Raw genomic sequence first — 15,413 nt, 5'->3', positions numbered from 1 at the left:
CGGCGGTGCGTCGGTTGCGGGCGACGTAGCGGTCACACGGTCCTCCCAGAGCTCGGCCGCCGACATGTGCACGGCGTTCGTCCACTTCGCCCAGCCTGCGGACCGGCCCCGGCAGCCGCCACCACAACGCCGCCGAATGATCCCGCCGCCCTGAAAGCACCCGCACCTCCCAGAGAGGCACTGCGGCGACGCCCGGCTCGCACCGCGGTACGGAACGGGCCGCCTGCCGTCATTCCCGATATGGTTTACAGCAGGTGTGCCGGGAAGTCTGGTCGGCGGACGTCTTCCGCTGCCCGGAGCCCCCGATGCGCCTCTTCCGCTCGTGTTTCCCCCGACTCCCCCGCCGATCCGTCTCACGCGACCGTTCGACGCGTGAGGTCATTCGACTGCGCGGTGAGCTCGACGCCCGCAGCGCTCGGGCGACCGGTTTGCGCCTGGTCCGGCTGATCGACGCGGGACCGCAAGTCCTGGAGATCGATCTCGGCGAGGTGACGTACCTCAGTCCGGACGGCTGCAGAGCGCTGTTCGTCGCACTGCGTGCTGCGCGCGCCCGCGACACCCGGGTGGTCGTCACTCACGCCGACGAGCGGGCCCGGTTGGTCCTGGACCAGATCGGTCTCGCCCGTGTGCTGGCGGCCCAGTCGGGCGGTGGTACCTGATCGGCGTGCTCAGGCCGTCCCGGTCGGACGGTCCTCCGGGGCGTCGCCTGCGGGTGGCCGGGGCAGACCGCCCATCTCCAGGGTGAAGGGCACAGGATCACTGCCGGATCCCCGGACCATCTCGTGCATCTCCCACCCCGCCGAGCCGTTCCTGACGAACTCGGCCACGGTGGTGGCGGTGGAGTCGGCGACCTGGATGAAGTCGTCGGCCAGCAGTTCGGTGTAGCGCTGGACGACCGATACTCCGGCGTTGTGGATGTCGCCGAAGGTCCGGCGTCCGCCGTCCTGGTGGATGACCACTCCCACCACGACCCGCCCGAAGGCGGCGGCGAGACGGTCCAACTCCAGCACCATCACCTCGACATAGCCGAAGCCCTGGCCGGTCTGGCTGTGCCGGGTCATGTTGATCGTGCCGTCGGGTGACCTGCTGTCGTAATGGACGATGTACACAGGCTGCCCGTGGGGATCGTCCGCGGAGTAGGTCGCGGCAACGATGTCGAGATGCCGGGCAGGTTCCCCGAGAGGACTCGGGTCCCATTTCAGCCGTACCTCGACCTTGCCGAGTCCCCCGCCGGAACTGCTCACCGGTTGTCGCCTCCCCGCACCGGACCGCTGAGGGCCCGGTCGGCCCCCACCGTGAAGTATGGCCTTCGACCAGCGAATTGATGCTTCCTTCACGTCCTTCTCAGCGAGCGGGGCGGAAGGGTGGGACAGGGGCGCCCAAGATGGTGTTCAGGTTGGGTATGTTTCTCCCTGATGGCCTGGCGCGCTGGGCGGGCCGAGTAGGAACCTGGGGACGGGGACGTTTCGGGAAGACGGGAGCCGGCCGTGCGCGCACGTGATCTGGCGGTGGAGTACCGGTCGGTGAGCGTCGAGAGCGACGTCCTGGAGGCGGCGCGGCTGATGGCCGAACACAAGTTGCCGGCGCTGCTCGTGCTCGACGAGCGCGGGGAACCGAAGGCGATCCTGCCGGCCTCCCAGATGGTCAGACTGATGGTCCCGGCGTATGTCGTCGAGGATCCCGCGCTGGCGGCGGTGGTTGACGAGCAGCACGCCGACCGGCTCTGCCAGGCGCTGGCGGGACGCCGGGTCGGCGACTGCCTGTCGAGTACGGCATCCGCGCCGCCGATCGCCGACCCGGACGACACCGCGCTGGAGGTCGCCGCGCTGATGGCGCGGGCACGCAGCCCCCTGGTAGCCGTGGCCACGAAGGACAAGGCCGGCACTCGTCTGCTCGGGGTCGTCACCGCCTCGCGCCTGCTGCACGAGCTCCTGGGCAAGGCGGGCGCGGCGAGTACGCCGCCCGCCTGAGCGATCTCGCCGGCACCGGCTCAGGCGAGGGCGAAGTACCGCAGCCACAGGTACAGGGCGCTGATCACCACGGTCGCGGTCGTGACGACGAGGCCGTACTTGGTGAACTGCCAGAAGGAGATGGGCTGCCTGTTGCGTTCGGCGATGCCGAGGACGACGACGTTGGCGCTGGCACCGATCGCTGTGGCGTTGCCGCCCAGGTCTGCGCCCAGGGCCAGCGCCCACCACAGCACGTGGTGGCCGCCGACCGCGCCGCCCATGGCCTTGACCAGATCGGCGGTGATGGGCGCCATGGTGGCCACGTAGGGGATGTTGTCGACGACTCCGGACAGCACCGACGAGCCGCCCAGCAGGATGAGCGTGGCACCGAGTTCCCGGCCGCCGGTGGCGTCCGCCAAGGCGCGGGACAGGTCGCCGATGACCCCGGTCTCGATCAGGGCACCGACCATGACGAACAGGCCGGCGAAAAAAGCGAGGGTGGGCCACTCCACCTCGCCCAGGACATCCCGGGTGTCCACCTTCGACACGGCGACCAGCAGACCCGCGCCGAGCAGGGCGACCACGCTCGGCTCGTAGTGCAGCACCGGGTGCAGGACGAAGCCGGCGACGACGAGCACCAGGACGGCCAGCCCCTGCCACAGCAGCCTCGGATCGCGGATGGCCTCACGTTCCGTCAGTGTCATGACCTGTGCGGCGCGCTCCTCGTCGTACACGAACGCCTTGCGGAACATCACCCGGCACAGCACCAGCAGCACCACCGTCAGTACGGCGGCGGCCGGGGCTAGGTGGACCAGGAAGTCGTTGAAGGTCAGTCCGGCGCGGCTGGCGATGATGATGTTGGGTGGGTCGCCGACGAGGGTCGCGATGCCGCCGATGTTGGAGGCGAACACCTCGGCGATCAGGAATGGCGCTGCGGCCAAGGTGAGACGCTCACACACCAGCAGGGTGACCGGGGCGACCAGCAGCACCGTGGTGACGTTGTCGAGGAGCGCGGACGCCGTCGCTGTGATGAGTATCAGCATCGCCATCACCCGGAAGGGCCTGCCACGGGCTCGCTTGACCGACCAGATCGCCAGGTATTCGAACAGGCCGGTCTGCCGCAGCACGCCAACGATCGCCATCATCCCGAGTAGCAGGAAGATCACGTTCCAGTCGACGCCGGTGTGCTCGGAGTAGAACGCCGCCTTGTCGTCAGTGGCGTTGATCACGAGCATCAGTCCGGCGCCGCCGAGCGCTGCGGCCGTGCGGTGCACGCGCTCACTGATGATCAGTACGTACACGCCCGCGAACACGATCACGGCCGCCCAGCTCTGCCAATCGCTCATACGGCGGTCTTTCTCCCCACCTCGGCCTGCGGTTCTGCGGGGCCGGGCCCGCCGTCCGGGATACCGACCAAGTCTTCGACGTCGAACATGCGGGCGATTGGTACGTCGGTGCTGGAGTGCGCCACGATCGAGAAGGCGATACACACGGCAATCAGCGTGTACGCGTCCTGGGCGTGTGGGATGCCCGACTGGAGCACCAGTAGCCCGTACACCACCGAGGCGAAGCCCTTGGGCCCGAACCACGCGGCGGTGATCTTCTCCCGCCGCTCGAACCGGGCGCCGGTCAGTGAGATCAGCAATGATGCCGGGCGGATCAGTACGATCGCCAGCACCACCGCCAGGTATCCCTGCCACGGCAGGTCTCCGAACAGTCCCGGCGTCAGCAGCGCTCCGAACACCAGCAGCGCGGCGAACTTCGCCAACTCCGCCAGTGCCTCGCCCAGCGGCTCGAACGCCTCCTTCGCCTCCGGGGAGACAGCGGCGAGCACGGCGCCCGCGGAGAACGCGGCCAGATAGGGATTGGCATGGGTGAGGTGACACAAACCGTACAGGATGACGCCGGTGGCCAGCGGCAGCAGCGGCTGCAGCTTCGGCTCGGCGCCCAGCAGCCGGAACCGTGCAAGACCATTGACGAGCAGCGGGAGCAGCACGCCGAAGACCAGGCCGAGGGCCAGTTCCAGAGTGATCCGCCCGATCGACGCCGCGTCCGTGCGACCGGCGGTGGTGGGGCCGGCAGCGGTGATCAGGAGCAGCACGACGGGCAGGGCGAGGCCGTCGTTGACGCCGCTCTCGACGTTGAGGAGTTCGCGCAACTTGGCCGGGACCTCCTTGCGGCCCACGATCGCCGAAGCGAACACCGGGTCGGTCGGCGCCAGCACCGCGCCCACCAGGAAGGAAGTCGTCCAGTCCAGACCCACCAGCCAGTGGGTCACCAGTGCCATGAAGACGAGCGCCAGCGGCATCCCCAGCCCCAGTGCGCGGGCTGGATTGCGCCAGTTGGTCCGCAGCTTGCGGAAGGAGACGTGCTGGCCGTCGGTGAACAGCACCGCGAACAGCGCCAGGTCGGCGGTGGCCGACACGATCCCGCTGTCCGGCGTGATGTGGATCAGCCCGAGGAAACCGTCGCTGACCAGCGCGCCGCCGACGAGGAAGAGGAGGGAGGTGGACAGCACGGTGCGGGCGGCGAGCCCGGAGAACAGCACCGCGATCAGCAGCGCCACACCGAAGACAGCGACGAGTACCACCGGTCACACCCCGATCGGAAGAGAAAACACCTCTGCTCGCCGACCAGGCTTCCCGGCACACCGCTGGGAACCCTATCTGTTCTTGATGCGTCTTTGACAGAACGCATACGCGCACCGTCGCGGACGCCAGGTTGCCGGTGCCCGGCAACGGGCATCGCGCGCGGGGTTACGTGACAGCTCTCGGCGTCCGGCCGACGGCCGCGCCGGCTGCCACGGGGATGGTGAGGATCATGGTGAGCCCGCCGCCCCGGGTTTCCTCGGCCACGAGAGTGCCGCCCATGGCCTTGGCGAAGCCGCGGGCGACCGCGAGGCCGAATCCCACCCGGTGCCGCGCGGAGCGTCACCATGGCGCTGGAAGGGCTCGAAGACACGCTCCTTGGCATCGTCGGGTACGCCTGGGCCACGGTCCACGACCCGGGCCTCGACGCGTTCGGCAATGGCGTCGGCCTGGACCAGGACGGGTCCGCCGTCGGGACTGTGCTCGGAAGCCGGCGCATCGGCGTCTACAGGTCGGTCGTGCGCATGTGGGAACCGGTTCCAGTAGGCCCTCGCCGTTCGACACCGGTCCCGACACACCAGCGCGCCGTCCCGCCGCCACGATCAGTACGGCGGCGACGGGAACCAGGAAGGACGTCATGTCTTCTCATCCCGCACGGCCGGGTACCGGGTACCGGGGGCGGCAGCCCGGTCGATCGCCGTCTCCACGGCCGCGATCCGGTCGGCGAGCAGTCCGAGGGCGGAGACCGCACGCGTGAACGGCTCGCTCCCCGAACCTCCGAGGGACTGGTTACGGACGTACGCGGCTTTCACCTCGGTCCACCGCACGGCCTGCTCGGCGGTCAACGTGCCGCGCAACTCGGCCAGTTTCAGTAGGTTGGCCTCGGCATCATCGGTGAGGGTCCGGGCGTCCGCAGTGTAGTGGTCGTGGAGGAGAGCGGCGAGTTCGGCTTGGTCCATGACCGGCTGGATGCGCTGGACGATCCTGTTCATGGTGCGGTAGGAGCCCTGGAGCCGGAAGGGCGGTTCGGTGCGGGTGACGTCAAGCTGGGCGGCCGAGGCAACGTAGGCGGCGTTGACCGCGAGGACCGTCTCCCGCACGGTCAGCAGATGGCGCAGCACCGCCAGGATCCGCTCCAGCTCGGTAGACGGGTACGGGTGGAGGAGTCGGTCCGCGCGGGCTGTGGAGTCGCCCGCCGCCAGGCGGACCAACAGGTCGAGGTCGGTGCGGTCACGGCCGGCGAGCGGTACGAGGACGGGATGGGCAGTCAGGGCGTTCTCGACAAAACTGAGGGCGAAGGCGTCCTCCTTGCCCGCCAGGACATCGCCGAGGCTCCACACGTCGGCGCGGTTGGCAAGCATGTCGGGGACCCGGAACCGGCCGCCGGACGCAGTGTAGGGGTTTCCCGCCATGCAGACGGCGAAGCGCTTGCCCCTGAGGTCGTAGGTGTGCGGCTTGCCGTCCCGTGCGCCCTCGATGCGGCGGGTGGCGTCGCACAGCGGGATGAACCTCTGCAGCAGTTCGGGTGAGGTGTGCTGGATGTCGTCCAGGTAGAGGAGGGTGTTGTTGCCGGCCGCCAGCGCGAAGTTGATCTTCTCGACCTCTCGGCGGGCGGTGACGTTCGGGGCCTCGGCGGGATCGAGCGAGGTGATCGCGTGCCCGAGCGCCGGGCCGTTGACCTTGACCAGCATCAAGCCGAGACGGTCGGCTACATACTCGACGAGGGACGTCTTGCCGTAACCGGGCGGGGAGACGAGCAAGAGAAGACCGCCGGTGTCGGTGTGCTTCGTCCCGCCGGTGGTGCCGAGCTGCTTGGCGAGGCTGTCCCCGATCAGCGGCAGGTAGACCTCGTCGACAAGCCGGTTGCGGACGAACGCCGTCATCACCCGCGGCCGATGCTCGTCCAGCCGGATCCGCGTACGCTCGGCGGCCACCAGTGCGGTGCGGCGCCGCTGGTAGGCGCGGTGCGCGGGGATCTCGTGGGTGCGGAACCACCGCGTACGGGCGAGGAGTTCGTCGATCCGGACTGTGAGCATACAGCGGCTGATGCGCGGGTGGCTGCCCAGCAGCCCTTCGACGGTCTCGGACAGCGGTGCGTCGAATTCGTACCGGGGCAGATCCGGGCAGAGCTCGGCCGCCACCGCCTCCTCCAGGTCGCCAGGGGCGATGTCCACCCCGGTCGCCGTGGTGTACGACGTCAGCCATGCCTCGACGAGCTGCCGGCGGTCGGCCAGGGCACCGAGGGCAGTGAGGTCGTCGTCGTACGCCGAAGTGCCCACGGTCCGGCGGAACTTGTCGAGGAACGTGCGAGAACCGGCGCTGATGACGAACCCGACGGGAGCGGTGGTGAGTTCCTCGAAGAGGTAGTCGGCTGCGGCGTTCGCGGTCGGGCCGCCGATGGCCGCCGCGAGATCCCGTTGCAGGTCGCTAATGTCCGGGGCAAGGCCGAAGGTGGCGCGGGCGCGGGCCAGGGAGGTGACACGGCGGGTCCAGGTCGTGCGCTCGTCGGCGGTGTTGCCGTGTGCCCAGAACAGCTGGGCGGCGGCGCGGGCGGCGGACTGGTGGCGGAGCGGGCCCGCTGCCTCGTGCAGACGCAGCAGGGCCGTGAGGATCAGCACGGCGTCGTGGTCGTGTACGCCCCGCTCGTACCCCTCGTCGTGGGCCGCCTCCGCCGTACGCCGGACCAGGTCGGGCAGGTCGGCCTCCGAGAGCGCCGCCGGGCCGTGTTCGTCCAGCATCCGGGCTGCGAGGTGTTCGGCGCGGTAGACGTCCGGCGATTCCGAGGGCAGCGGCCGCTCCCAGTAGGGGCGGGTGGCCGCGAAATCCGGGTCGGTGACCGGCGCGCGGTAGTCGGTGCCGGTCACGGCGAAGGCGAGGCCGTCTCCGTACGGGACCAGGGCGAGGTCCAGGGGCTGGGTGTTGACGATGAAACGGTGGGTGCCGAGGCGGAGCGTACGGCCGTCTTCGGTGTACAGGTCGCCGCGGTCGCGCAGGGCGCGCAGGGCCTCCTGGTACGCGGCCCTGAGACGGCCGTCGAGCCCCTCCGCCCGTACATGGTCGCCGAGTTCGCGCAGTTCGCCGATGGTGCGGCGGACCTTGGCGGGCAGCGGGTCAGAGGTGAAGTACGTGGTGACGGCGTCCGTGTCCGCGAGGGTCGCGGAGCGCCGGGTCACCGTCCCGAGGACACGGGCGGCGGAGTCGGCGAGGCGTTCGGCACGGCGGGCGCGGGAGTCGGCGAGGGTCTGCTTGCGGGCGGCGAACGCCTCGTGCACCTCGTCGCGCTTGTCGGCCAACGTGCCGAGAAAGTCGTCGAACTCGGCGAACCGGGACTCCAGATCCTCGATCCGGACGAGGACCTGGGCCAGCTGCTCGTCGCATGTCTCGGGACTGTCGGCGGCGGCGAGCGCGCCGGTGACGGTCCGGCCGAGCAGGTCGGACTCCGCGGCGAACGCGGCGCGTCCCTCGCGGTCGAGGAGGTCACGGCGGCGGCCGTCGAGGGTGGCGCGGGCGCGGTTGAGACCGCCGAGGACCTCTGTGATCCGTTCCAGGACGGCGGTACGGACCGTGGCGTCGCCGATGTCGAGTCCGGCGACGGCCTCGGTCACCGTGCGCAGCCCGTCGGCGATTTCGTCGAGGCGTGCGGAGACCGGCTCTGCCTCGGTGACGGTGGTGATGACACCGGCGTCGGCGGTGAGCCGCTCGACGTCCGTCCGGTGCCCGGCGAAGGCGTCCTCACGGGCGAGGTGGGTGACAGCCCGCTGCCCGAAAGCGGCAAGGTCGGCCGCGGTGGAGGTGGCCAGTTCGTCGATGCGGGCGGTGTCCGCGTACTGCATGTCCTTGAGCGTGAGCAGGTGCCCCTGGGCGTGCCGGAGTTCGGTCAGGCCGGTGACCCAGGCTGCGGCGCCGCGCGGGACCTCGCCGCGCAGGCGTCGTACCACTGCGGCGATCCGCGCGTCGGCCTCGGTGAGCGCGGCGGCGGCCTGCCGGGTGAGGGCATGGGCGGTCGCGAACTCGGTCAGCACCTGTTCGGCCGTGGCACGGACCTGTGTGAGCGGCTCGTGCAGGTCACATAGTCCGGGGTCGCCCAGCCAGTGGTGGCTGTCGGCCGCACGCACGCACGCGACGGCCAGCGCCTCGTACACCTCGCTCGTCGGTGTCGACTCGGCGACGGCGCGCGTGATGGACAGGCAGTCGGAGATGCCGCGTACCAGGCCGGTGTTGCCAACCCGGGCGAGCGGACCGGCGCCGAGGGGCTGCATTGCCGCATGAGTGTCAGAAACGTACGGAGAGGTCCACAGCTGGAGCGAGTGCACCCGCCGGGCCTCGTTGATGCCGGCGTGCAGGACCGTCAGCGTGCCGTCCTCGAACAGCGCCCAGCCTTGACAGGACAGCGGCGCGGCGACCTCCTTGCGGATCGTGTTGTACGGCAGCAACAGGCTGCGGCCCGTCACCCGCGCGTGGAAGGCGTACAGCACGTCCTCGCCGTTCGGGGAGCGGACCTCGCGCTCGAACTCCAGGTCCGCGATGTCGAGGTCGTACGTCCTGTGGGCGCCCGCGGCCAGGCAGTAGCCCCCGGGGAAGACAATGCCTTGGTCTTCGGGCAGGCGGCGGCAGGCCCTGCCGATGCCGTCCAGGCGGACGACGGTCCTGGTCAGCGTGTTGAACACCAGGTGACGGTGGGTGTCCTCCTTGTAGGGGCGGATCCGCAGCAGGACCAGCGTGCCCACGCGGGCGTAGGAAACATCCGCGTCGGCCAGGGACTGCAGCGGCTCGTCGACCGCCTCGGAGTAGACGCCCTCGCCCGTCCCAGTGTCGTTCTCGACCTTGACGGTCAGCCTTCCGCCGGCGGTCCCGACGAATACCTCGCCCTCGACGCGGATGTGTGCGTGACGGCCCAGGACGTGGTCCTCGCGGGTCGTCTCGATCCACTCGATGTCGACGGAGGGCGCCAGGACGTGGTCGCGGTCGCCGCGCGCGTCCACGAACGCCGCCCGGCCGTCATCGGTGAGCACCCAGCGCAGGACGCGGATGTCGACAGCCTGCTCACCGATCTGGAAGACGGCGAGCAGCGTGCCGTCCACCCGGTGAAGTCGGAGCAGCCGGGCCTGGCGGTAGTAACGGTGGAGGTCGGCGATCTCACGGACAAACGCGGGATCGTCGAGCAGGCCGGGCACGGCGTCGTCGGGCAACCGGTTCAGGTCCCGGCCATAAAGCGCAAGAACGTCACCGGCCGCGCTCCCGGGCCCGGGGTCGTGGCCGAGGAGGAGGGTGTCGCCGACAGTGGCGAGGCCCCGGGGTACGCTGGCATGCTCGGTGCGCAGCATTCCGGTGCCGGAGAGTTCGAGGCGCGTCGAGCCGAACTCCGCGGCGCGGCGGGCGTTCAGGGCCTCGGCGCGACGGGCGAGCTCCGCAGCCTGGTCGGTGAGCCGGGCGCGCAGCACCTCGTAGGCACCGGTGTCCGGCATGTCGATACCTGAAGCCTGGTATGTCCCGGTGTCCTGGCCGGTGGTCATGGATCCCTCTCAGCAGGTCGAAGAAGAAACATGGTCCGGAGCCGCCATCCCCTGCACGGCGGCTCCGGACCACGGCCGGTCAGACTCTGGCACTGCCGTCGAGGGCAGCGAGGGACGTGTCAGCGAGACCCAGCTCGCCTGCCGTGTCCAGCAGTTGCTGGAGCTGCCCGGTGTTCGCGGCGCCCGACCTCATGAGCTTCGTCAGCAGCGCGGACACGGTCAGGTCCCGGATGCCGGCCGTGGGGACCGATCCAAGGACACGGCCGAGGTCGTCGGGGAAGCTCGCGGTGCCGTCGAGCCAGGGCCCGGCAAGCGCCTGGGCGGTGCCGGAGTTCTGGACGAAACCGTCGACGCTCTTGCCGAGCGAGATCGCGGAGACGAGCCGGTCGAAAAAGAGGGACTCGCCGCCCACGATGTCGATGTCGGCGTTCTCCAGCCCTGTGGCCAGCACCGTAGCCTGCGCCTCGGCGATCTGCCGCTGCGCGTCGAGCCCGGCGAGGCGCACGGCCTTCTCCGCATCCAGGCGCAACCGGTACTCCTCATGGCCGCGCGAGGCGTCGTCCAGAGCGGCCATCGCAGCAGCTTTCTCGGTGAGGCCGGCGGCCTCCGCCTTCAACTTCTCGCCGACGCCCTCGGCCTCGGCGAGTGCCTTCGCCCGGTGGCCCTCCGCCTCTGCCCGCAGCCGCGCCTCGGACGCGGCGGCCTCCGCCCGTCCGGCCTTCTCGATGACCTCGGCCTCCTTGTCGCGGACCTGCACGGCAGCCAACCCCTCGGCGGCGGCCTCGGCCCGGACACCCTCGGCGAGGCGCAGCTTGGCCTGAGCGTCCAGATCGGCAGTCTTCAACCGGGCTTCTGCGAGAGTGAGTTCCTGCGCAGCGCGGTGCACGGCGGCCTGCTCGCCGGCCTCCGCCGCCTTGATGTCCTTGACCAGCTTCTCCTGCGCCTCGGCCTCGGCGGCGATGACGACCGCCTGCCGCTCCCGCTCGGCCTCCTCCACAGCCCGCAACTTCTTGATGGCCTCCTCCTGCTCGGCGACCGTGCGGTCCACGGCCACCCGCTCCCGGACGACCTCCGCGATCTCACGCTTCTCCGCCTCGACCTCCTTGTCGGCGGCGATCCGCGTCAGCTCGGACTCCCGCTCCCTGGCGATGACCTCAAGGATGCGGTCCTTCTCGATACGCTCGTTCTCGACGGCGATGACCCGCTCGCGGTTCTTCGCGGCGACGGCGACCTCCCGGGCCTGGTTCTCCCGCTGGATACCGAGCAGTTCCTCGGTCTTCAGGAAGGCGCCCTGCGATCGCAGCCGCTCCTCCTCCACCACTCGCGCCGTCTCGGCCTCCTCGCGGGCCCGAGCGGTCTCGATCTCCCGCTTCTGCTTGATCTCCGCGTCCGTCTGCCGACGCTCCAGCTCCAGGATGGCCTCTCGGGCGTCGACGTTCTGCCGGGTGATCTCCTTCTCCTCTGTGCGCTGGGCCTCGTTGGTGCGTACGTGCTCGACGGCCGTCAGTTCAGTGATCTTCCGGATGCCCTGGGCGTCCAGGACGTTCGCCGGGTCGAGCTGGGACAGCGGCGTCTGTTCCAGATAGTCGATCGCCGCGTCCTCCAAGTGGTAGCCGTTGAGGTCGACACCGATCAACTCGATGATCTGATAGCGGAGTTCCTCACGCTTGGTGTACAGGTCGGTGAAGTCCAGCTGCTTGCCCACGGTCTTCAGCGCCTCGGAGAACTTCGCATGGAACAGTTCCTGAAGCGTCTTCTGGTCACTGGCTCTGGCGGTGCCGACGGCCTGGGCGACCTTGACGACGTCCTGGGTGGTCTTGTTGACCTTCACGAAGAACGAGATCCGGATGTCGGCTCGGATGTTGTCCCGGCAGATCAGCCCGTCCCGGCCGGCCCGGGTGATCTCGATGGTCTTCACCGAGATGTCCATCATCTCGGCCTTGTGCAGCACCGGCAGCACGACCTGCCCGGTGAACGTCACGTCGACCCTGCGCAGCTTGGAGACGATCAGCGCCTTGCCCTGCTCCACCTTGCGGAACAGCAGTGAGACAACGGCGACGGCGAGCAGGCAGACGGCAACGAGCACGCCGATGCCCATGGTCATGGGAGTCATGGCATACGTCCTTGAGGCGTAAAGGAGTTCGAGCGTTCCGGAGCGAAGGAGAAAAAGAGGGAGGAGGGAGCGTGACGGGGCATGGATCAGGCTGCGCGGTCCCACTGCGCACACGAAGTCGCCAAGCGTTCGTCCGGGTCGTCCAGTTCATCCGGGAAGGACCGGCGCAGCGGTGAGAACAACCACGGCCGGGACACTCGGGGGGGCTCGTCGTCGAGGCTGCCGACGTCGGCCGGACGCCCAGAAGTCAGCCGTCGGGAGAACACCACCGCCACCAGGACCGGGATGGAGAGGATGGCTGGCAGGCCAGCGGGTACCACCAGAAACGTCCGCATACCCCGCGCCCCCTCTCGGCCCGCGCCGCTCGTGTCCGTGGGGACGCGGTTCAAATTCGCATTCCGGTGCGAGCACCTGCCGGTCTCCGGCACCGGAACCTCCGCGGTTCTCCCCGCGAGCCATGCTCCTCGACCCGAGGAGCTCCACGCATTGCCGGTGTCCGGCAGTATTCATTAAGGTCTGTATGCCGGTGACCGCCAAGAAGCCGTCAGCGGCTCGTCAAGATTTCGGGGGACGCCGTGACGAAACAACAGATACCTGCGCAGTACCTCGACGGCTACGACCGCATACTGGCCGAGGTCTCCGCCACCGGCCGACGCCTCACCCGGGACGAGATCGCCTCGCGTCGTGCCCTGGGCGAACAGGCCGCCGAGGCCGGCCACGGACTACGCGGGCTGATCAGCGCACACCTCTCCGCGGCCCGCACGGCCTGGCCGGCCTCCACCGGCTCCGCCGACGAGGCGCTCGCCGCCGTTCAGCAGGTCGTCGACGCGTTCGCGGAGGGCTTCGAACGCGCCCAACTACTCGCCGTACGCCAGGAGGAGGCGGCCCGCCGGGAGTTCATCGACGACCTCCTGTACGGCCGCAGCAACCTGGGCCACCTCTCCGAACGCGCCGAACGCTTCGGCTTGCGCCTGTCCCACGCCCACGCGGTCGCCGTCGCCCAGGGGGCCACCGCCTACGGCGAGGGCGACCCGGTTCCGCGGCGGGTGGAGCAGGCCGTCATCACCCGGTTCGGTGACCGCAGTGTCCTGCTCACCACCAAGGACGGCCGATTGCTCTGCATCGCGCCCGGCCACCAGGCCGATGTCCTCACTCACTTCGCCAAACAGGCCCATGCCGCCACCGACGGCGGCCGGGTCGCCATCGGCCGCCCCCAGCCCGGCCCCAGCGGGGTCGTCCAGTCCTACGAAGAGGCACTCAACGCGCTCGAACTGGCCGAGCGCCTCGACCTCGACGAACCGGTCCTGCGCGCCGCCGACCTGCTGGTCTACCCCGTCCTCACCCGCGACCGGCAGGCCATGGCCGACCTCGTCCAGGGCACCCTGGGCCCACTCGTCACGGCCCGCGGCGGCGCCGAGCCCCTCCTCGACACCCTCACCGCCTACTTCGGCTCCGGCTGTGTGGCCACCGAGGCGGCCCGGCGTCTCTCCCTGAGCGTGCGCGCCCTGACATACCGCCTGGAACGCATCCACAAACTCACCGGGGCGAACCCCGCCGACCCGACCCATCGGTACATGCTCCAGACAGCAGTCATCGGGGCACGGCTGCTTGACTGGCCCGCCACCGACATATGACGCCGTGAGCGCCGGAGGAACAAGAGATGGAGACCTCAGTCGGTGGCTGCGCCGCCACCCTGCCCACCCAGGTTCTCGGCGAGCTGAAGGGTGTTGCAGAAGGCAATGGACTGGGCATCTCCGTTGTATGACTGGGGTGTTGAGGGCCGAGCGGTTGTAGATGGAGACGTTCACGGGCTGCGAAGTGACCAGTTTGGCCGGCTGCTGAATGCGGTGCGGGAACGCGGTGGAGAGGGTTGCGGCTGGGGTCATCCATGGCGGCTGCCGTTGGCCGAGCGGGTGCTGCCGGTGGCCGTGTACCACCGCACGAATCTCACGATCCGGCGGCTCGCCCCACTGTTCGGTGTCTCGCCCGCGACCGTGTGCCGGGTTGTCCAGCGGCTCGGCCCGCTGCTCACGCTCGAGCCGGCCCGCACCTCCCAGGAAGCAGTCGAACGGCTGCGGATCGTCGGCGGCACCCTCATCCCAGTCCGCGACCGCAAGGCCGGAGCACCCTCGCACAACTACCGATTCTCGGCGAACGTGCAGGTCATCGTAGATGCGGAGACCCGCCTGGTGGTAACGACCGCCCGCCCGGTGCCCGGCAACACGGCGGACGTGAAAGCGTGGCGTGAGTCCGGCCTGGCCGCGCGCTGCGAGGGCGTGACCGTCCTGGGTGACGGCGCCTACATCAACACCGGCCTGATCGTCCCCCACCGCAAGGTCCGCGCCATATCGAGCACACCTTCTCCCGCATGAAGAACCACAAGATCCTCCGCGAATGCCGGCAACGCGGCAACGGCCTCCACCACGCCGTCCAGGCCGTCGCCCGCATGCACAACCTCACCCTGGCCACATGACCGACCACGCCCGAACACCGCTTCAACCTGCAAAAACACGGCCTTCTGCAACACCCTTTAGTACAGAACCGGGCCTCACGCGCATCGCCGTCCAGGGCAGCCAGAGCCGCGTCCATGCACCGTTCAACATTGACAGACGCGCCTGCATGATCCGCCGGAACAGACCGCGAGGTCCTTCCAATGGATCTGCGAAGGCAGCCTGCCCAACCAGCTCGTCCTGATTGAGCCAGGAGGCATGCGCGAGGTCCAGCACGGGTAGCCGACCAGCCACTCCTTGGCGTGTCCTGTGGTGTGCGGGTAGCCGTCGACAAGCACGACGTAGATCTCCTTGTCGGGCTCAACGACCACGTCAACCGAGTGAGGTAAGGCGGTGAAGATGACGGGGCGTTGCGGGAGATGTTCTGGGTAAGGATCTCACCGTCGTTCACGTCCAGTGCTGCAACGAGGAACACAGTGCCGTATTGGCAGTACTCGAACTCCTGCCGGGCGTGCCGACCCGGGACGGCAGGGCGGCCGATGTACTTGCGTGAGCGGGCCGCGATCGCAGTCTCCTCGCCATTGGAGAAGACCACCGCGCCCTCGAGCCGATCGCATTACAGATCGCAGATATCCCTGACCCACTCCCAGATCTCAGGGTGTCACGACAGGAGAGCCAGCCACGCTCCCAATGCGGCTTGAGGCATTAGAAGCTGTTGTCTTTTCGGGCGTGATCGGTGCGTTTCCGCTGGTCGGGGATAGCAGTGGTGATTCCGTGGGAGTCGTGACCTGTCGGGTCGT

General features: G+C 69.3%; 8 protein-coding genes and 2 pseudogenes. 4 read left to right on the top strand and 6 right to left on the bottom strand.

The genetic code is table 11. From position 1 onward, the window contains the following. Positions 1-305: 305 nt before the first annotated feature. The gene (locus AB0F77_RS42260; protein ID WP_358079751.1) at positions 306-659 is read left to right on the top strand and encodes an STAS domain-containing protein; all 354 of its coding nucleotides are present in this window, start codon (positions 306-308) and stop codon (positions 657-659) included. A 9-nt stretch (positions 660-668) separates the two neighbouring features. On the opposite strand, the gene AB0F77_RS42255 is transcribed toward AB0F77_RS42260, so the two are convergent. Continuing rightward, positions 669-1,304, bottom strand: coding sequence for a TerD family protein (locus tag AB0F77_RS42255; RefSeq protein ID WP_361959858.1), 636 nt, complete (start codon positions 1,302-1,304; stop codon positions 669-671). Positions 1,305-1,487: 183 nt separating this feature from the next. Between AB0F77_RS42255 and AB0F77_RS42250 the strand changes: the two genes are divergently transcribed. After that, positions 1,488-1,970, top strand: coding sequence for a CBS domain-containing protein (locus AB0F77_RS42250; protein WP_361959855.1), 483 nt, complete (start codon positions 1,488-1,490; stop codon positions 1,968-1,970). A 20-nt stretch (positions 1,971-1,990) separates the two neighbouring features. On the opposite strand, the gene AB0F77_RS42245 is transcribed toward AB0F77_RS42250, so the two are convergent. The 5 genes and pseudogenes from AB0F77_RS42245 to AB0F77_RS42225 all read right to left on the bottom strand — a co-directional run bounded on the left by AB0F77_RS42245 (position 1,991) and on the right by AB0F77_RS42225 (position 12,163). Beyond that, positions 1,991-3,295: an ArsB/NhaD family transporter gene (locus tag AB0F77_RS42245; RefSeq protein WP_361959852.1), complete on the bottom strand. Its 1,305-nt coding sequence runs from the start codon at positions 3,293-3,295 to the stop codon at positions 1,991-1,993. Beyond that, positions 3,292-4,539: a cation:proton antiporter gene (locus AB0F77_RS42240; RefSeq protein ID WP_361959849.1), complete on the bottom strand. Its 1,248-nt coding sequence runs from the start codon at positions 4,537-4,539 to the stop codon at positions 3,292-3,294. The genes AB0F77_RS42245 and AB0F77_RS42240 overlap by 4 nt, the downstream gene beginning before the upstream one ends. A 166-nt stretch (positions 4,540-4,705) precedes the next feature. Further along, positions 4,706-5,028 (bottom strand): annotated as a pseudogene (locus AB0F77_RS42235) (ATP-binding protein); the annotation flags it as partial. Positions 5,029-5,172: 144 nt separating this feature from the next. Further along, a complete protein-coding gene (locus AB0F77_RS42230) occupies positions 5,173-10,050 on the bottom strand; it encodes a DNA repair ATPase (protein ID WP_361959846.1) in 4,878 nt (1,625 codons plus the stop codon). 79 nt (positions 10,051-10,129) lie between these two features. Next, entirely contained in the window at positions 10,130-12,163 is a 2,034-nt protein-coding gene (locus AB0F77_RS42225) for an SPFH domain-containing protein (protein WP_361959843.1), read from the bottom strand. A 575-nt stretch (positions 12,164-12,738) separates the two neighbouring features. On the opposite strand from AB0F77_RS42225, the gene AB0F77_RS42220 reads away from it, so the two are divergent. Both AB0F77_RS42220 and AB0F77_RS42215 read left to right on the top strand, forming a co-directional pair. Further along, the gene (locus AB0F77_RS42220; protein ID WP_361959840.1) at positions 12,739-13,797 is read left to right on the top strand and encodes a helix-turn-helix domain-containing protein; all 1,059 of its coding nucleotides are present in this window, start codon (positions 12,739-12,741) and stop codon (positions 13,795-13,797) included. Positions 13,798-13,957: 160 nt separating this feature from the next. Further along, positions 13,958-14,636: pseudogene (locus AB0F77_RS42215) on the top strand (transposase). The last annotated feature ends 777 nt before the right edge of the window (positions 14,637-15,413 follow it).

Source organism: Streptomyces sp. NPDC026672, from assembly GCF_040638185.1.
In the GTDB taxonomy this organism is placed as follows: domain Bacteria; phylum Actinomycetota; class Actinomycetes; order Streptomycetales; family Streptomycetaceae; genus Streptomyces.
Note: the sequence above shows the minus strand (reverse complement) of the source record. Positions and strands in the feature narration are given on the sequence as shown.